Genomic DNA, 17,352 nt, shown 5'->3' with positions numbered 1-17,352 from the left:
CGAGGGACGAGCATGTCAACCGACACGCGAGCGGACGAGGGGGGTTCGCTGCTCGCCCGGCCGCTCAACTGGCTGGAGACGCAGAGCGAGGAGGTGTACGCCTACGTCCTGTTAGCTCCCGCATTCCTGCTGCTCGCGGTCGTCGCGTTCTACCCGCTGATCGAGACGTTCCGGTTCTCACTGCTCGCGGACGCCGTGGCGTCGGCCGACCCGTTCGGCGAGTTCATCGGCCTCGACAACTACGTCGACCTGCTGACCGGCGACACGAACTTCACGCAGCAGTTCATCTCGATATCGACCACGGACTCGTTCCCGTTCGTGACGTTCGGGGCGCCGTTCCTCCAGCAGGCGCTGTTCGTCACGCTGGCGTTCGCGATCTTGAGCGTCCTGTTCGAGACGCTGATCGGGTTCGGACAGGCCCTCGTGCTCGATCAGGACTTCTACGGTCGCCGGTGGGTCCGGGTGTCGATCATCATCCCGTGGGCCATCCCCATCGTCATTCAGGGAATGATCTTCTTCCTCCTGTTCAACCCGACCATCGGCTTCGGGACCGAGTTCATGCAGTGGCTCGGCGTGTTCGGCGACAACCCGCTGTCGAGCAGCTCTGACTCGTTCATGATCGTGTTGGTCGCCGACATCTGGAAGACGACGGCGTTCATGGCGCTGCTCATTCTGGCGGGGCTCCAGAGCATCGATCGCGGGCTCTACGACGTGGCGAAGGTGTCGGGCGCCTCGCCGTGGCAGCGGTTCCGGTACATCACCCTGCCGCTCGTGGCGCCGGCGCTGCTCGTCGCGATGCTGTTCCGGACGATGGACGCGATGCGCATCTACGGGCTGATCGACGCCACGGCGGGCTGTGAGACGGTGCCGTCGCTGACCTGCCTCGTAATCATCGCGCTCCAGAACAGTCGGCGCTGGGCGACCGCTTCCGCGGTGGCGTTCCTGACCGCGGTCGTCATCAGCGGATTCGTGGTCGCGTACCTGCTTGCGCTGCGTAACAGCAACGGGGGTGTGGCATGAGCGCCGACCGCCCCGACGGCGAGTCGGTCGACGAGGCCGATCCGACCGTCGAGATGGCCGATCAGGCCAAGGCGGACGAGCCCGAACTCGACCGCGGCATCATCGAGGCGTGGGCCGCGAAGATGATCTCCAACCCGGACCGCGCGTACCGGGCGACGTTCTACGTCGCGACGGTCTTCTTCGTCGTCACGACGCTGTTCCCGTTCTACTGGCTGCTCGTGGTCGCGCTGACGCCGCGGAACAACCTCTCCGAGGTCGGCGTGTTCCTCCCGGCGGGGTTCAACCCGGCGGCGTTCGTCGAGGTCTTCCAGACGCTGCCGTTCCACCGGTACGTGTTCAACAGCTTCCTGATCGCGACGATTGCGACCGTTGCGGTGCTGCTCGTCGGGAGCCTCGCCGGTTACGTGTTCGGTCGGCTCCGGTTCCGGGGACGCAACGCGATGCTGCTCTTAGTCCTCGTCACGTCCTTCTTCCCGCCGGCGGCCTTCTTCATCCCGCTGAACCGGCTGTTCAACACCAACGTCGACGTGTTGCGGCCGCTGATCTCGGCCGGGTCGCTGTATAACACCCCGTACGCGATCTTCATCCCGCTGTCGGCGATCTTCCTGCCGCTGTCGATATTCATCCTGATGACGTTCTACTCGCAGATCCCCGACGGGCTGGAGGACGCGGCCCGCGTGGAGGGGACGACTCGGCTCGGCGCGCTGTTCCGGGTCATCGTCCCGCTGTCGGCGCCCGGCGTCGCGACCGCCGGCGTGTTGACGTTCATCTCGGTGTACAACGAGTACTTCTTCAGCTCGCTGATGACCGACGGGCGGCCGGGGAACTGGGCCCCGATGCTCGAGGGGATACTGCGGTTCCAGGGCGAGTTCGAGGTGCTGTACAATCTCATGGCCGCCGCCAGCATCGTCGCGGTGCTGCCGGTCGCCATCCTCGTCGTCGTCGCACAGGAGAAGATCGTGAGCGGACTCACCACGGGGGCGGTTAAGGAGTAACCATGGCATCAGTCACATTAGAGGGAATCACGAAACGGTACGAGGACGTAACGGCAGTCGACGACATGAACCTGGAGATCAACGACGGTGAGTTCGTCACCTTCGTCGGCCCCTCCGGGTGCGGGAAGTCGACCACGATGGAGACGATCGCCGGGCTCACGCTGCCCACCGAGGGTACCATCGAGATCGGCGGGCGCGACGTGACGAACCTCCCGCCGAAGGACCGGGGGATCTCCATGGTGTTCCAGAACATCGCGCTGTTCCCCCACATGGACGTGTACGACAACATCTCCTTCGGGCTCCGGCTCCGGAAGTACGACCAGGAGGAGGTGGACCGGCGCGTCGAGGAGGCGGCCGACATCGTCCAGCTGGAGGGGATGATGGACCGGATGCCGAGCGAGATGTCCGGCGGGCAGCGCCAGCGCGTCGCGATCGCCCGCGCCATCGTCCGCAACCCGGACGCGTTCCTGATGGACGAGCCGCTGGCGAACCTCGACGCGGAGCTGCGGGTCCACATGCGCACGCAGCTCCAGCGGCTCCACCGCGAGCTGGACACGACGATCATCTACGTCACCCACGACCAGGCGCAGGCGATGACGATGTCCGACCGGATCGCGGTGATAAACAGCGGCGTGCTCCAGCAGGTGGCGCCGCCGCTCGAGTGTTACAACGAGCCCGCGAACCTGTTCGTCGCCGGCTTCATCGGGTCGCCCGCGATGAACTTCATCGAGGGAGCGGTCGTCGACGGCGGCTTCGAGTCCCAGTACACGCAGATCGACTTCGACCCCGAGACACACGGGGTCTCGCCGGGACAGGACATCACGGTCGGGATCCGTCCCGAGGACGTGTTCTTAGAGGAGGACGCCCGGAAGGCGGCCTCGCCGACGAAGGCGTTCGACGCCGTCGTCGACGTGATCGAGCCGATGGGGAAGGAGGTCAACGCCTACCTGCTGTTCGACCGCGACGTGGAGGCGAGCGCCGAGGGACGCGGCGAGGGACAGCTCCTCATCAACCTCGCGCCCGACACGGAGATCGCGGAGGGCGACGACATCCGGATCGTGATGGACCGCGAGAACGTCCACCTGTTCGACCGGGCGAGCGGCGACGCGATCACGCACTCGCTGGAGTGACGTAGCTCGGTCGGATCGCCGTCGGCGCTGCATTTTTCCGTCTCGTTCGACGCCGGCGAGCCTCGGCTCGGCGCGGACGGGACCTCCCCACACCGGCGCTCACTCCACGTCGACGACCGTGATCCGGTGGGCCTCGACGGCCTCGACCATCGCCCCCCAGCCGCCGACCTCGACGGGGCCGTCGTCGGTCTCGACCACGAGGGCGACCCGGCCGCCGTAGCTCGCGATGGTCTCGGCCGCCACGTCTTCGTCGCCGGTGACGATGACCTCGGAGAGGGTCCCCTCCACGGCGCGGTCGGCGCCGGTGTCGGTGTCGATCCCCTCGATCCGGACCCGCACCGTGTCGCCGTTTCGAAGGAGCGGGGTCACGTCGCGGACGCAGTACCGGATGTCGATGTAGTCGATCGGCGGCTCGTCGTCGATGGACGTGTAGATCGGTTCCCACGTGTCCCACTGGGTCGTCAGGAAGTACCAGTGGAACACGTACGTGTGGGTGCGGTCGTCGACGAGCACGCCGTACTCGTTGGTCGATCCGGCGTGGGGCGCGAAACAGGTCCGCGTCCGGTCGACGATCACCACGAACGGGGAGGGGAGCCGACGGTGGCGCGCCTCCGAGCAGACCTCGGCGAGGTCCTCGGGGTCGGGGAGCGAGTCCGTACTCCCGTCCGGAGTGTGGATGGAGAGGTTGACGCGGACGCCGCGCTCCGTCGCCGCCTGCAGCGCGGGACGGAGCCGCTCGAAGTGCTCGACGCCGAGCGAGACGTTCACCTGCGTGTCGGCGTCGCGGATGAACTCGTCGGCGTTCTTGATCACCGTCTCGAAGCGGGTGACGATGCTGACGGTGGACTGCTCGACGGACGGCTCGTTCCAGCGGCGCTCGATCTCCTCGGTGGCCTCGGTGAACCGGTTCGCTCGCGTCCGGAGGTCCTCGGTGATCTCGTCGAGGCTGTTGGCGCGGGCGTACAGCGACTCCTGCTCGTAGGTCTCGATGTAGCCGGCGCTCTCCAAGTCGCGCAACACGTCGTAGATCCGGGGGTCGGGGACCCCGCTGGCGTCGGCGACCCGGGTGACCGGCGCGGAGCCGAGTTCGAGGACGGTGACGTAGGCGTCCGCCTGATACGGCGAGAGGCCGGCGTCCTCCAGGGTCTCGGTGAGTTCTGCGCGGTCCACCTTCATCCCCCGCGTGCGATCTCGTGTCGGCCCGTACGGTTGCGGCGGTTCGTTTCGGTTCGACTGGCTGCGCCGCGTTTCGGCCGATCTCGTTCAGTGCGTGTTCCTGCCATGCTCTGAACTACCACGGCTGTGATAAAACGTTTTATTTCCGTTACGGGGGGTGGTCCAGACCGAACGCCGTTCCGACTGAAAAGGCTTTATTCGGTCGCTGGCGGAGGAGGCGTATGCACGAGACGCCGGAGAGCGACGGCGGTCACTCGCTGTCGCGGTGGACCAGAGCGCAGGCCGCGTCGATCGAACGCCGGCGCGAGAACGTCGCCCCGGCGGCGGGCGCCCCCGAGATCGACCCCTTCCCGGAGCTTCACATCTGGGACACGTGGCTGCTCCGCGACCGACACGGCGAGATCGCCGACGTGGGCGGGTATCGGCTCGCGTTCTCGCTGACGGCGCCGGCCGAGCTGCTCCCCGGTAAACGACACGACGTGGCCGAGATCCGGTGTTTCTACTCGCCGGACGGCGAGACTTGGCGCGACGCGGGGCCGGTCTTCGACGGCGGCGCGCTCGGCCAGCGCCAGTGGGCCGGCTCCGCGCTGTACGACGACGGCGAGGTCTACCTCTACTACACCGCCGCCGGCGACGAGACCGCCGACGAGATGACGTACGCCCAGCGGATCGCGGTCGCGCACGGCGGGACGGTGGGCGCCGGCGAGGACGGGGTCGAGCTCTCCGGCCCGTGGACCCACGAGACGCTGCTGACCCCCGACGGCGAGTGGTACGAGACCGAGGCGCAGTCGCGCGGGATGACCTACACCTTCCGGGACCCGTGGTTCTTCGAGGACCCGACGACGGGCGAGACGCACCTGCTGTTCGAGGCGAACGCGCCCGCCCCTGAGCGGGAGGGCGACGACCCGGAGACCGCTCACCGGCGGGAGTTCAACGGCTGCGTCGGCGTCGCCGTCTCGGAGTCCGGCGACCCGCTCTCGTGGGAGCTCCGCCCGCCCCTGCTGGACGCGACCGAGGTCAATCAGGAGCTGGAGCGCCCGCACGTCGTCGTCGCCGACGGGCGCTACTACCTGTTCGTCTGCAGCCACGTCCACACGTTCGCGCCGGGCGTCACCGGCCCCGACGGGCTCTACGGCTTCGTCGCCGACGCGCTCGGCGGCGAGTATCGCCCCCTGAACGGCTCCGGGCTGGTCGCCACGAATCCGCCGGAGGCGCCGTTTCAGGCGTACTCGTGGATGGCGTTCGCCCACGACGAGGAGGTGCTCGTCCAGAGCTTCCTCAACTACTACGACTTCGCCGGCGACTCGCTCGACGCGATCGCCGACCTCCCCGAGGCCGAGCAGCGGGAGCGGTTCGGCGGGACGCTCGCGCCGACTCTCCGGCTGGCGGTAGAGGGAGACCGGACGCGGCTCCTCGGGACGCTCGACGCGTGGCGGATCCCCGTCCCGGACGAGCCGCTGCCGTCGGTCGACGATTCGGACCTATTCGACGACAACGCGCTCGACGGCCGGATCCGGGAGGGCGGGAGCGTCGGGGGATACGTCGCGGGACCGAGCGGGACGGTCGACGAGGGGGCGGTCGACGAGGGGACGGTCGACGAGGAGGTTGGCGAGTCGCTCGGCGACGCCGGCGCCGGAGGGAACGGCGGCTCCCACGGCGCTATTTAAGTGGCGACTCACCCGAGCGCTCGCGAGCGTGAACGCCGCTGGCGAGTGCCGTGAGCGATCGGTCGGCACATCGTCCGGATTCCGAAGCGGTAGAAGGCTTATACCTGACCGACCGGTAAGTTCGGGCATGGAGCGAACGATATCGCAGAAGCGGCCCTGGCTCGCGGCCCTTCTCGGCGCGCTCGTGACCGGGTTCGGTCACCTCTACTTGCGTCGGTGGCGCCGCGCGGTCGGCTGGCTCGCGGTGCTGTTCGCGGTGAGCTACGTCTTCGTCGAGCCGGCGGCGATCGAGGCGCTCGCGGCCGGCGAGCCGGTCGATCCGCTGAGCGTCGCGCCGACCCTGCTCGTGGGGGGCGCAAGCGTCGTCGACGCGTACGTCATCGCCCGCGCGCAGAACGCGCTCGCCCGGACGGAGAACGCGACCGAGGCGACGAGGAACACGGGCGAGGGGACGAAGGACGTGGCCGGAGAGACGACCGACAGCTGTCCGAACTGCGGGAAGGAGGTCGATCCGGAGCTCGACTTCTGTCACTGGTGTACGGCCGATCTGTCTGGCGGTCTGGAGGTCGACTCCGGGGACGCTGCGAGCGAGCGGTCAGGCCGCTAAGCGTCGACTCGCCTGAGCGCGCTCATCTGAGCGTCGCGTCGACGTACTCCTCCGCGGTCGCCCGCGCGCGCTCGTACTCGCCCACGTCGTCGAACACCACCGATCGGGTACGGGCGCCCTCGACGATCGTCAGCAGCGACCGCGTGACGCGGTCGGCGTCGACATCTGCGAACACGCCCTCGTCGATGCCGTGGTTGATGACGGCCTTGACCAGGTAACGGACGTACTCGTCGTTCTGCCGGAAGCGCTCGGCGAACGCCTCGTTGTAGGGGGCCTGACTCCGCATCTCCAGCAGCGCGACGGACAGGTCGGGGTTCTCCTGCGGCGCGACGAGCAGCTTGTCGAGCAGAACCGTCAGGCGCTGTTCGGGGTCGGTCGTCTCGACCTCGCGGATGGAGGCGACGAACCAATTCAGGATGTAGTCGAGAAACGCCGCCAACAGCTCCTCCTTCGTGTCGTAGTGGTAGTGCACCGCGGCGGTCGATTTGCCGTACTCCGCCGCGATCCGCTTGATCGTGAGATCGGCGTATCCGTGTTCGCGGAGCGCGCGGTAGGTCGCCCGCATTATCTCCTCGTCCGCGTCCGAGAAGGTCCGCCCCGATGGTTCGGCCATGTCACGACGCTTCCGGCCACGGGCGAATAACGATTGCGGCCGAGCCCGCCCGACACCTGCGAGAACTTACCGTAAGATCACTCGGAATTCGCGAGGAGAACCCAGTGGAGACGGTGTCTCGAAGCGTATCCGCGCTTCCGAACGTTTTTGACTGACTAGTCAGTAAGTACGATATCGACCACGATGGATGATGGAGCGACGGCGACCCCGACGGCAGCGTTCCGTACCGATCCCGAGGAGAGAGACACCGGGAGTCGCCTCTCGGCCGACGAACTGCGAAAGCGCACGAGGGCGTCCCGCTGATGGGACTCCTCGACCGCGCCGACGCCCTGTTTAAGGGGCCCGAGGAGTTCGACCTCACGTCGGGCGGGATCGCGAAGCCGCTCTTCTTCCTCTCGATGCCGATCGTCGTCACGAACCTCTTTCAGACGGCGTACAACCTCGCGGACACGTTCTGGCTGGGCCAGTACAGCACGGACGCGCTCGCGGCGATCAGCTTCGCGTTCCCGATGGTGTTCCTGCTGATCTCGCTCGGGATGGGGATCTCCGTCGCCGGCAGCGTGCTCGTCGCCCAGTACACCGGGGCGGGCGAGGCGCGCGAGGCGGAGTACGCCGCCTCGCAGACGGTGACGTTCGCGGTGATCGCCTCGGTGCTCCTCGGCGGCGTCGGCTACTTCTTCGTCGGGGAATTCCTCGATCTGATGGGCGCGTCGGCGGACGTGTTACCCCTCGCGTCGAGCTACATGGAGGTCATCTCGCTGGGGCTCGTGGCCATGTTCGGGTTCGCGGTGTTCATCGCGCTCATGCGCGGGTACGGCGATACGATCACTCCCATGCTCGTGATGTTCGGCTCCGTCGTGCTCAACATCGCGCTCGACCCGTTCCTCATCTTCGGATGGGGGCCGTTCCCCGCGCTCGGGATCGAGGGCGCGGCGATCGCGACCGTGTTCTCTCGGGCGCTGGCGCTGATCGTCGGACTGGCGATCATGTTCCGCGGGGTGCGCGGGGTCCAGATCAACCTCCGGGATATGACGCCGGACGCGAGCTACCTGCGCCGGCTTCTCCGCATCGGCCTGCCGGCCTCGATCGAGGGAACCGGGCGGGCGGTGTCGATGAACCTCCTGCTTTTCATCGTCGCGCTGTTCCCCGACCCGGTCGTGGCCGCCTACGGGATCGGCACGCGGGTGTTCTCCGTGGTCTTCCTCCCGGCGATCGCGGTCGCCCGCGGCGTCGAGACGATGACCGGCCAGAACATCGGCTCGGGCAAGCCCGACCGAGCCGAACGGGCGGCGACTCTGGCGGCCAAGACGCTGTTTGCCGTCCTCTCGGTCGCCGGCGTCGCCGTCTTCCTCGTCCCCGAGCCGATCGTCTCCGTGTTCGTCGGCGCCGATCAGGCCGACGCCGCCCGCGTGGTCGCGGTCGGCTCGCAGTTCCTCCGGATCGTCGCGCTGACGTTCGGCTTCATCGGCGTCATGCGCGCGTACACCGGGAGCTTCCGCGGGGCGGGGAAGACGCTCACCGCCGCGGCCATCTCGGTGCTGATGCTCGGAGTTATCCGGTTCCCGATCGCGTGGGTCGCCGCCGACCGGATCGGCGAGACCGGCATCTGGCTGTCGTTCGCGGTATCGAACGTCGTCGGCGCGGCCGTCGCGTACGCGTGGTACCGCCGGGGGACGTGGCGCCGCGGCGACCTCACTGACCGGGGCGTCGCGAGCGACGTCGACGAGCCGGTGGCGACCGCGGAGTCGACGGACGACTGATCGGCCGCTCACTCCTCGCCCGTCGGCATCGCCTCGCCGAGTTCCCACGCCGACAGCGACGCGATCGCCGCGCGGCCTCCCTCGGCGCGCGCGGAGACGCCGACCGCGTCGTCGCGGGTCGGATACACTCGGCTCGTGAGACAGCGGCGCCCGTTCGCGTAGATCTCGATCGCGGAGCGATCGAGGAACACGCGCAGGGAAAGGGGCTCGTCGTAAGGGGGAACCGCCATCGACTGCGCGTCGGCGAACGCGCGGGGATCACGGCTCGACGGGGCGCGATCGACCGACAGCGTCCCGTCGCGCGCGTAGCGGATCGGGGTGTGTTCGGCGCGGTCGGGCGTCTCGAACACGGAGAGCTCGACCGCCTCGGCGTCGTCGAGCGCGATCTCCGCCTCGATCTCGATCGCCGCGCCCGAGACGTCGAGCCGGCGGCGGTCGTCGGGCGCGAGGTCGATAGCGGCGGCGTCTGCGAGTCGCTCGGTCCGGAGTTCGGTCACCTCGTCGGCCGGGCGCTGGCGGAGGTCGCCGTCGGGGGCGGTCTCGATCACGCGAGGGAGCGAGAGCGCGCCGGACCAGCCGGCGTCCCACTGCGCGTCCACGTCGCGGGCCTCGGGGAGCCAGCCCCAGGTGAGCGAGCGAGCGGCGTCGTCCGCGTCATCGTCGCCGCCGTCACCGGCGTTCGCGTCGGTCAGCGACTGCGGCGCGTAGAAGTCGCCGTGGTCGAGCAGCCCCTCCGACTCGACCGCGAGTTCGCCGTCCTCGACGGTCCCGAGGAAGTAGACGACGTTCTCGTAGTCGGAGACGTGGAGGAGCCGGCGATCGCCCAGATCGATCAGCTCGGGGCACTCCCACACCGCGCCGGCGTCGGGCCCGCCGGCGAGCAGGGTCCCCTCGTAGGTCCAGTCGGTGAGCGTCTCGGAGGTGTACAGCAGCGCCGCGCCGCCGCCGTCGGCGAGGCCGGTCCCGATGAGGTGGTGCCAACGCCCGCCCTCGCGCCAGACGTTGTGGTCGCGGAACTCGGCGCGCCAGTGCTCCGTTTCGAGCACGTCGAGGTCGGCCGGCGGCGACTCGATGACGGGGTTGCCCTCGTACTTCTCCCACGACCGGAGGCCCGAGTCGTCCGCCGTCGCGAGACACGGCAGCTGATCGCGGCCGTTCCCGCCCGTGTACAGCAGGGTCGGGGTGCCGTCGTCGTCGACCGCACAGCCCGACCAGCAGCCGTCGCGGTCGGGGCCGTCGGGGGAGGGAGCGAGCGCGACCGGCTCGTCGCGCCACGTCACGAGGTCGTCGCTGACGGCGTGGCCCCAGTGGATCGTGTTGTGGAACGGACCCGCGGGGTTGTACTGGTAGAAGACGTGGTACTGCCCGTCCCACCGGATCAGCCCGTTCGGGTCGTTCAGCCAGTTGGCGGGCGGCGTGAGGTGGTACTTCGGGCGGCCGCCGGGCCTGTCCTCGCCGGCGGCGTCGACCCGGTCGCGGAGCCGGCGCATGTCCTCGGCGTCGGTCGGTCGGGCGACCGTCCCGCCGTCGACCGTGAGGCTCCGGAGGCAGCCGGCGACGAGGCGGTCGCGGGTCTCCGTGAGCCGGTCGGCGGTCGGGCCGTCGTCCGACGCGGGCGGGCCGGCGAACAGGACGGGCGCGCCGAGCCCGACGACAGCGCCCGCGGACTCGGCGTACTCGTTGTGCTCGTCTCGCTCGCTGCACTCGCCGACTCGCCACGAGACGGCGGTCACCTCGTCCGGGACCGCGGTGTCGCCGCGGATCGTCGAGGCGAGGGGTTCGCCGCGCTGGGGGAGCACGCGCTCGTACCGGACCGCCGGGACCGTGCCGCGCTCTCGAACGGGGTGCCGAAGCCCCTCCAGCGACGCCATCGCTGGATGGTCGGCGTACAGCGAGCGCCACAGTACGCCGGTCGGCTCCGCGAGCGATTCCTCGCCGACTCGGTCGGGCGGGACCGACTCGACGGAGAGACGGTCGATCGACGCCATCGCGCGGAGCGTCAAGAGGAGGCCGCCGCCGTCGGAGAGGTACCGGTCGATCGTCCCGGCCGCGTCGTCGAGTGGGTCGGTCTCCGCGATCGGGGCCGCGCGGTGCCACCAGAGCGCGTCGAAGTCGGTGGAGACGTCGCGGTCGCTGAGCCCGTCGAACGCGACCGTCTCGACCGCGATCCCGTCGCGCGCGGCCAGCCAGTCGGCCGCGGCGCGCTGCTCCTCGGAGCGGTCCCCGTCGGTGAGGATCCCGACGCGGGACGGCGACGCCGTCATACTCTCGTTCACTCGCCACCGAGTCAAAACCGTGTCGTCCGCGCCGCCGGCGCCGGCAGGGTTTTTATCGTTCGGACGGAACGTGTTCGCATGAGCACCGAAACGGTCGATACGGGAAGCGACCCGGCGATCGAGGTGACCGCAGACGCCGCGGAGGAGGCACTTTCGCTCCTCGAGGGCGAGGGCCTCGACACGGATGAGGCCGGGCTCCGGCTGTTCGTCCAGCAGGGCGGCTGCGCGGGCCTCTCGTACGGGATGCGGTTCGACACGGAGCCGGAAGACGACGACCTCGTGGTCGAACACCACGGGCTGCGCGTGTTCGTCGACCCGGCGAGCCGGAACTACATCGGCGGGAGCAAGCTCGACTACGAGCACGGCCTGCAGGCCGCCGGCTTCGAGGTCGAGAACCCGAACGTCGTCTCCGAGTGCGGCTGTGGCGAGTCGTTCCGGACGTAACCGGCCCGTCGACCGCAGCCGTCCCGCGGCTCTCCTCACGGTCGAGTCACGCTTTTAAACGGCTCCGACCGATACGGGTACGTATGAGTCTCGACGCGTTGACGACGACCGACGGCGAGCGGGTGTACACCGACCGGACGCAGGTCGAGCGGGGCGCCGAGGGTCCCTTCTACGTCGTGTTCGCCGACGCCGACGGGTCCTCGCGGTGGGGGTTCCAGTGCGGGAACTGCGAGTCGTTCGACACCGCGATGGACACGATGGGACGGATCCAGTGTACGGAGTGCGGCAACCTGAGGAAGCCCGACGAGTGGGACGCCGCCCACGAGTAGCGGGAGAGGAGTGATCGGGGGATCTACCGCGCTCGACTAGAGGCACGGCCCGTGTCTGCTCGACCGGTCTCGCGGGCGACCGGAATCGTGAGAAAGTTTATCACGGAAGCCGGCCAACGTCGAGGTAGATGGCCACTGCGAGCATCCCACCGACGACGGAGGCCAGAGACGTTTTTCGCGAACTCGGGTACACCGTCTCCGAGGGCGGACAGGAGTTCGTCGCGGAGCGAAAATGGCGGCGTGTGCTCGTGACCGTGTTGTGTATGGAGGACGACGATCTCGACCCGTATCTGGCGGACGGCGGCGAGACACCGCGGCTCCGCTGTTTCGTCACGTGGCGCGACCGGGCGGGAGACCTGCGAGACCGCCTCGTCTCGAAGAAACCCCCGTACGACTGGGCGGTGATCGGCATCGACGCCGACGGCGAGGACTTCGCGGTGATGGAAGGCGCACCCGGCAGCCCCTGACCGCAGCGAGTGACTGACGCGCCGTCGCGGATTTTCACCTGCTTTTATATCGCCGTGCGTGCAACTACCACGTGACATGGTGTTTAAAAAGATCACGTTGATCGGGACGAGCGAGGAGAGCTTCGACGACGCCGCCGACGAGGCGATCGATCGCGCCGAGGACACGCTGGAGAACGTCTACTGGGTCGAAGTCGAGGAATTCGGCGTCGAACTGAAGGGCGCGGTTGACCGGGAGTACCAGGCCGAGGTCGAGGTCGCGTTCGAGCTTGAGGATTGAGCGGTCGGCGCGTCTCGACGAGCCGCGGTTTCGGATTTTTAGGTATCAGTGGGAGTCGAGAGCCCATCAGAGGCCCGCTTATAAGCTGTTGATGGCGGAGCGGCGGAGACGGCCTCCAAAGCCCCAGCCGCGAGGACCGCCGAACGTCGCAGCCCGCGCAGCGAAGCGAGCAGGAACGACGTTCGTGGTCCCGTTCGCGCTCCTCGCGGCCGCCGATGGCGGCCACTCGGAGGCGCGCGCCGACCGCACATTCAGTTATAAGCGATCGCCGAGGCGCCCACCTATTTATCCGACCGCCACCACGGACCGCCAATGACTGCGTCACGCGCGCCGGCGGAACCCGATGTCCGGGAGTTCGAGGCGACGGTCGAATCGGTCGACGGCCGCGAGGTCGTCCTCGACGAGACGTACTTCTACGCCGAGTCGGGCGGTCAGCCGGCGGATCGGGGGACAGTCGACGGGACCCTCGTCGCGGGCGTGATCGAGCGCGACGGCCGGGTGGTCCACGTCCTCGACGAAGGCGCCGAGACGCTCCCCGAGGCCGGAGAGACCGTCTCGGCGATCGTCGACGGCGCGTTTCGGACCTACTGCACCCGCGCGCACACCGCCTCACACGTGCTGTACGGCGCGGCGCGGCGGACCTGCGAGGACCTCGGCTACGCCGGCTTCGACATCTCGGAGACGAAGGTCCGCGTCGACCTGACGACCGCGGAGCCGCTCGACGACGGTGATCTCGTCGAGCTGGAGCGGCTCGCGAATCGGGCCGTCTGGGACTCGCTGCCGGTGTCGTGGGAGACCCTCCCCGAGGGCGAGGCCCGCGCGCTCGACGGCATCGCGTTCAACACGAAGACCGAGGAGGGCGCGATGAGCGGCAGCGAGGCGGTCCGGGTCGTGACGGTCGGCGAGCGCGGCGGGGAGCGCGACGGGAAACGGGGCGGAGCGGACGCGCCGACCTGGGACGTGGCCGCCTGCGGCGGGACCCACGTCCGGAACACGAGCGAGATCGGCCCGGTCTCCGTGCTTGACCGGTCGAACCCCGGCGAGGGCGTGACCCGCGTGGAGTTCGCGGTGGGGCCGACCGCGATCGACCACGAGGCCGCGGTCCACGCGGCGGCGCTCGACGCGGCGACGGCCCTCGACGCGCGGATCGGCGACCTCCCGGACGCGGTCGACCGGCTCCGCGAGCGGACCGATCAACTGGAGGCCGACCTCCAGGGCGCCACCGCCGACCTGCTCGCCGCTCGCCTGCGAGAGCTCCCGACGACCGAGGCCGACGCAGACGGCGCGACGTGGGCGGTCGGGACGGTCGACGACGCCGACCCGAACGACCTGCGCGAGCCGGCCCGGCGCGTCCTCTCCGCGGAGGGCTCGCCCGACGCGATCGCGGCGGTCGGGGCGGGGGACGCGCCGTTCGTGGTCGCCGCGGTCGCGGACGGGGCGGTCGGCGGCGGCGACGCGGACGACGGGGACGCCCCTGACGCCGGCGCAGTCGTGGACGCCGTCACCGACGAGTTCGGCGGCGGGGGCGGGGGCGGCCCGACGTTCGCGCAGGGCGGCGGGATCGACGCCGACCCGGAGGCCGTCGTCGCGTGGCTCCGCGACCGATGACCGGAAAGCTCGGCCCCGAGGCGCTCGCAGAGGTGCTCGCGGCGACCGGCGCCGACGACGCCGCGGTCGACGTGGGACCGGCCTACGGCGAGGACGCGGCCGCGATCGACCTCGACGGCGCCGAGTCGACCCTCGTCGTCGCCGCGGACCCCCTGTCGCTGGCGGCGGACGCGGTCGGCGAACTCGCGGTCCACGTCGCCTGCAACGACGTGGCCGCCAGCGGCGCGGATCCGCGGTGGCTCACCCACACGCTCTTTCTCCCCGACGACGACCCGGCGCGACGGCGGACCGTCACGGAGCAGGTCGACGAGACCGCCCGCGGTCTGGGCGTCGCGATCGTCGGCGGCCACACCGAGGTGCTGCCGTCGCTGGAGCGTCCGCTCTGTTCGATGACCGCGCTCGGCACCACGGACCGGTTCGTGTCGAGCGGCGGGGCCGAGCCGGGCGACCGGCTCCTGCTCACGAAGGGCGCCGGCATCGAGGCGACCGCGATCCTCGCGACCGACTTCCGCGAGGAGTGCGCCGAGGCCGGGGTGCCGGCCGCGACGCTCGACGCGGCCGCCGGCTTCCTCGACGAGGTGAGCGTCGTCCCCGACGGGGCCGCCGCGCGCGACGCCGCGAGCGCCATGCACGACCCCACCGAGGGCGGCCTGCTGACCGCCCTCGTGGAGACCGCGAGCGCGAGCGGGACCAGGTTGGTGGTCGAACGCGACCGAGTCCCGATTCGACCCGAAACGGAGGCCTGCTGTGCCGCGCTCGGCGTCGACCCGCTGGCGACGTTCGGCTCCGGCGCGCTGCTGGCGGCGGTGCCTCCGGAGCGCGTCGACGAGGCGACCGACGCGCTGGCGGCCGCCGGGATCGGCGCCGGCGAGATCGGGGAGGTGCGGGCGGCAGAGGACGAGGGGGGTGGCGGGGGCGAGGGTAGCGAGGGCGGCGACGGTTCCGGGACCGTCCTCCTCGACGGCGACCGGATCGACGAGGCGCCGCGCGACGAGCTGTACCCGCTGTGGGAGTAGCGGGAGGCTCCGGAGCGAGCCGGACCCCCACCCCCGATCGCTCACCTTTTTCAGTGTGAGATCGAACCGAATGGTATGACTGGCGCACGCGTCGGCTCGTCGCTCACCGACGAACAGGAGGCGATCCGCGACCTCGTCAGCGAGTTCGCGGCCGAGGAGGTCCGGCCCGGGGCCGGCGAGGCCGACGAGACCGAGTCGTTCCCGGAGGAGGTGTGGGACGGACTCGCCGAACTCGGCCTGACCGGCCTCACGGTCCCCGAGGAGTACGGCGGCTTCGGCGCCGACGAGACGACCTACGCGATCGTCAACGAGGAGCTCGCGTACGGTCACCTCGCGGTCGCGACCGCGCTCTCCGTCCACTGCCTCGCGACCTCCTGTATCGCCGAGTTCGGCAGTGAGGACCAACGGGAGCGCTGGCTCCCGGAGATGGCGTCCGAGGGACGGCCCGTGGGGATGTTCTGCCTCTCCGAGCCGCACGCGGGGTCGAACCCGGCGGAGATGTCGACGACCGCGGAGTACGACCCGGAGACCGACGAGTACGTCCTCAACGGCGAGAAGCAGTGGATCACGAACGGGCAGCGGGGCGGGGTCGCGGTCGTCTTCGCGAAGGCCGACGCCCCCGATGTCGGGGAGGCGACGGGCGAAGGCGGCACCGCCGACGACCGCGGGTCGATCACCCAGTTCCTCGTCCCGGCCGACGCCGAGGGGTTCGAGGTCGGCAAGAAGGAGGAGAAGCTCGGGCTCCGCGCCTCGGACACGACCGGTATCAGCTTCGACGACTGCCGGATTCCAGTCGAGAACCGGCTCACCGAGGAGGGGAAAGGGCTCTCGGCCGCCTTCCGGACGCTCACCGGCGGCCGGATCGGCATCGCGTCGCAGGCGGTCGGGCTGGCGCAGGCGGCCTTCGACGAGGCGAAGGCGTACGCCGCGGAGCGCGAGCAGTTCGGCGGGCCGATCGACGACATCCAGACGATTCGCCACAAGTTCGCTGAGATGGCGACCGACGTCTCGGCGGCCCGCCTGCTGGTCCGCGAGGCGTGCCGGCAGGCGGAGGCCGGCGAGGACAACCGCGTCGCGGCCTCGCAGGCGAAGTACCGCGCCAGCGAGACCGCGATGTCCGTGACCAACGAGGCCGTCCAGATCCACGGCGGGTACGGCTACACGACGGAGTTCGACGTCGAGCGGTTCTACCGCGACGCGAAGATCACGGAGATCTACGAGGGAACGACGGAGATCCAGAAGACGATCATCGCGCGGGGGGTGTTGGGCCAATGACGGGCAACGACGCCGATTTCCCGGTCGAGACGGACGGGGACGCCCCCAAAAGCGTCGCCGGCACCGTTTCGAGCGTCGGCCGACCGATCGACCTCGCCGCGTACGACGCCGTCGTCTACGACCTGGACGGCACCCTCGTCGAGCTCGCGGTCGACTGGGGCGCGGTCGCGGAGTCGGTCCTCGACGTGTACGCCGAGCACGCGATGATATCCCCGACCGACGACCTGTGGGGCCTGCTCGAAGCCGCCGGGGAGTACGGGATCCGTGGCCCGGTCGAGGAGACCATCGCGGCTCACGAACGGGCCGGCGCGCGCGATTCGATACTGCTCCCGCTCGGTGGGCGGCTGATCGAGGGCGTCGCGGGGGTCGACGACGGCCGGAACGCCCCTCCCGCGGGCGTCTGCTCGCTCAACTGCGAGGAGGCCTGCCGGGTCGCCGTGGAGACCCACGGGCTCGGCAACGCGCTCGACCCGGACGCGATCGTCGGCCGTGACACGGTCGACACGCACAAGCCGGAGCCGGAGTCGGTGCTCGCGGCGGTCGAGCGCCTCGGCGCCGAGCCGGCGCGCGCGCTGTTCGTCGGTGACTCGCGGCGCGACGCCGTGGCGGCGGAGCGCGCGGGCGTCCCCTTCGCGTGGGCGGCGGACCTGATCGATCGGTGACCGAACCGGGGGATGAGGGAGATCGGGTAG

General features: G+C 69.9%; 17 protein-coding genes. 14 read left to right on the top strand and 3 right to left on the bottom strand.

Going from position 1 to position 17,352, the window contains the following annotated elements; translation table 11 throughout:
• Positions 1 to 12 precede the first annotated feature (12 nt).
• The 3 genes from FGL94_RS12180 to FGL94_RS12170 are packed head-to-tail and all read left to right on the top strand — an operon-like array spanning position 13 to position 3,145.
• On the top strand, positions 13 to 1,020 hold the full coding sequence (locus tag FGL94_RS12180) for a carbohydrate ABC transporter permease (protein ID WP_144925513.1): 1,008 nt from the start codon (positions 13 to 15) through the stop codon (positions 1,018 to 1,020).
• A gap of 53 nt (positions 1,021 to 1,073) precedes the next feature.
• A complete protein-coding gene (locus tag FGL94_RS12175) occupies positions 1,074 to 2,015 on the top strand; it encodes a carbohydrate ABC transporter permease (protein ID WP_144926160.1) in 942 nt (313 codons plus the stop codon).
• A 2-nt stretch (positions 2,016 to 2,017) separates the two neighbouring features.
• The gene (locus FGL94_RS12170; RefSeq protein ID WP_186313404.1) at positions 2,018 to 3,145 is read left to right on the top strand and encodes an ABC transporter ATP-binding protein; all 1,128 of its coding nucleotides are present in this window, start codon (positions 2,018 to 2,020) and stop codon (positions 3,143 to 3,145) included.
• Positions 3,146 to 3,244: 99 nt separating this feature from the next.
• Here FGL94_RS12170 and FGL94_RS12165 read toward each other — a convergent pair whose 3' ends face one another.
• Positions 3,245 to 4,321, bottom strand: coding sequence for a TrmB family transcriptional regulator (locus tag FGL94_RS12165; protein ID WP_144925510.1), 1,077 nt, complete (start codon positions 4,319 to 4,321; stop codon positions 3,245 to 3,247).
• Between the two features lie 221 nt (positions 4,322 to 4,542).
• Here FGL94_RS12165 and FGL94_RS12160 point away from each other — a divergent pair, with 221 nt between their 5' ends.
• Positions 4,543 to 5,988 carry a glycoside hydrolase family 68 protein gene (locus FGL94_RS12160; RefSeq protein ID WP_144925506.1) on the top strand — a complete coding sequence of 482 codons (1,446 nt, stop codon included), beginning with the start codon at positions 4,543 to 4,545 and terminating at the stop codon, positions 5,986 to 5,988.
• Positions 5,989 to 6,115: 127 nt separating this feature from the next.
• Complete coding sequence (locus FGL94_RS12155) at positions 6,116 to 6,595, top strand: zinc ribbon domain-containing protein (RefSeq protein WP_144925502.1); 480 nt, start codon at positions 6,116 to 6,118, stop codon at positions 6,593 to 6,595.
• Positions 6,596 to 6,617: 22 nt separating this feature from the next.
• Here the strand turns inward: FGL94_RS12155 and FGL94_RS12150 are convergent, their stop codons facing one another.
• The gene (locus tag FGL94_RS12150) at positions 6,618 to 7,208 is read right to left on the bottom strand and encodes a TetR/AcrR family transcriptional regulator (RefSeq protein ID WP_144925499.1); all 591 of its coding nucleotides are present in this window, start codon (positions 7,206 to 7,208) and stop codon (positions 6,618 to 6,620) included.
• A 302-nt stretch (positions 7,209 to 7,510) separates the two neighbouring features.
• Between FGL94_RS12150 and FGL94_RS12145 the strand changes: the two genes are divergently transcribed.
• Positions 7,511 to 8,968, top strand: coding sequence for an MATE family efflux transporter (locus FGL94_RS12145; protein ID WP_144925496.1), 1,458 nt, complete (start codon positions 7,511 to 7,513; stop codon positions 8,966 to 8,968).
• An 8-nt stretch (positions 8,969 to 8,976) separates the two neighbouring features.
• Here the strand turns inward: FGL94_RS12145 and FGL94_RS12140 are convergent, their stop codons facing one another.
• Positions 8,977 to 11,232, bottom strand: a complete 2,256-nt coding sequence (locus tag FGL94_RS12140; protein ID WP_144925493.1) for a GH32 C-terminal domain-containing protein — start codon at positions 11,230 to 11,232, stop codon at positions 8,977 to 8,979.
• 90 nt (positions 11,233 to 11,322) lie between these two features.
• Between FGL94_RS12140 and FGL94_RS12135 the strand changes: the two genes are divergently transcribed.
• The 8 genes from FGL94_RS12135 (at position 11,323) to FGL94_RS12100 (ending at position 17,322) form a co-directional block, all read left to right on the top strand.
• Positions 11,323 to 11,688 (top strand): HesB/IscA family protein, encoded by a 366-nt coding sequence (locus FGL94_RS12135; RefSeq protein WP_144925490.1) that lies wholly within the window; start codon positions 11,323 to 11,325, stop codon positions 11,686 to 11,688.
• Positions 11,689 to 11,771: 83 nt separating this feature from the next.
• On the top strand, positions 11,772 to 12,017 hold the full coding sequence (locus FGL94_RS12130) for a DUF5816 domain-containing protein (RefSeq protein WP_144925487.1): 246 nt from the start codon (positions 11,772 to 11,774) through the stop codon (positions 12,015 to 12,017).
• A 128-nt stretch (positions 12,018 to 12,145) separates the two neighbouring features.
• Entirely contained in the window at positions 12,146 to 12,484 is a 339-nt protein-coding gene (locus tag FGL94_RS12125; protein ID WP_144925484.1) for a DUF7116 family protein, read from the top strand.
• Positions 12,485 to 12,560: 76 nt separating this feature from the next.
• On the top strand, positions 12,561 to 12,761 hold the full coding sequence (locus FGL94_RS12120; protein WP_144926154.1) for a dodecin: 201 nt from the start codon (positions 12,561 to 12,563) through the stop codon (positions 12,759 to 12,761).
• Between the two features lie 312 nt (positions 12,762 to 13,073).
• Complete coding sequence (locus FGL94_RS12115) at positions 13,074 to 14,369, top strand: alanyl-tRNA editing protein (protein ID WP_144925481.1); 1,296 nt, start codon at positions 13,074 to 13,076, stop codon at positions 14,367 to 14,369.
• Positions 14,366 to 15,385 carry an AIR synthase family protein gene (locus FGL94_RS12110; RefSeq protein WP_144925478.1) on the top strand — a complete coding sequence of 340 codons (1,020 nt, stop codon included), beginning with the start codon at positions 14,366 to 14,368 and terminating at the stop codon, positions 15,383 to 15,385. Before FGL94_RS12115 ends, FGL94_RS12110 begins: the two co-directional genes overlap by 4 nt.
• 75 nt (positions 15,386 to 15,460) lie before the next feature.
• Positions 15,461 to 16,660 (top strand): acyl-CoA dehydrogenase family protein, encoded by a 1,200-nt coding sequence (locus FGL94_RS12105; protein WP_144925475.1) that lies wholly within the window; start codon positions 15,461 to 15,463, stop codon positions 16,658 to 16,660.
• A complete protein-coding gene (locus tag FGL94_RS12100; RefSeq protein ID WP_144925472.1) occupies positions 16,657 to 17,322 on the top strand; it encodes an HAD family hydrolase in 666 nt (221 codons plus the stop codon). Before FGL94_RS12105 ends, FGL94_RS12100 begins: the two co-directional genes overlap by 4 nt.
• Positions 17,323 to 17,352: the final 30 nt, after the last annotated feature.

It is taken from the genome of Halorubrum salsamenti (assembly GCF_007671685.1).
Classification (GTDB): domain Archaea; phylum Halobacteriota; class Halobacteria; order Halobacteriales; family Haloferacaceae; genus Halorubrum; species Halorubrum salsamenti.
Note: the sequence above shows the minus strand (reverse complement) of the source record. Positions and strands in the feature narration are given on the sequence as shown.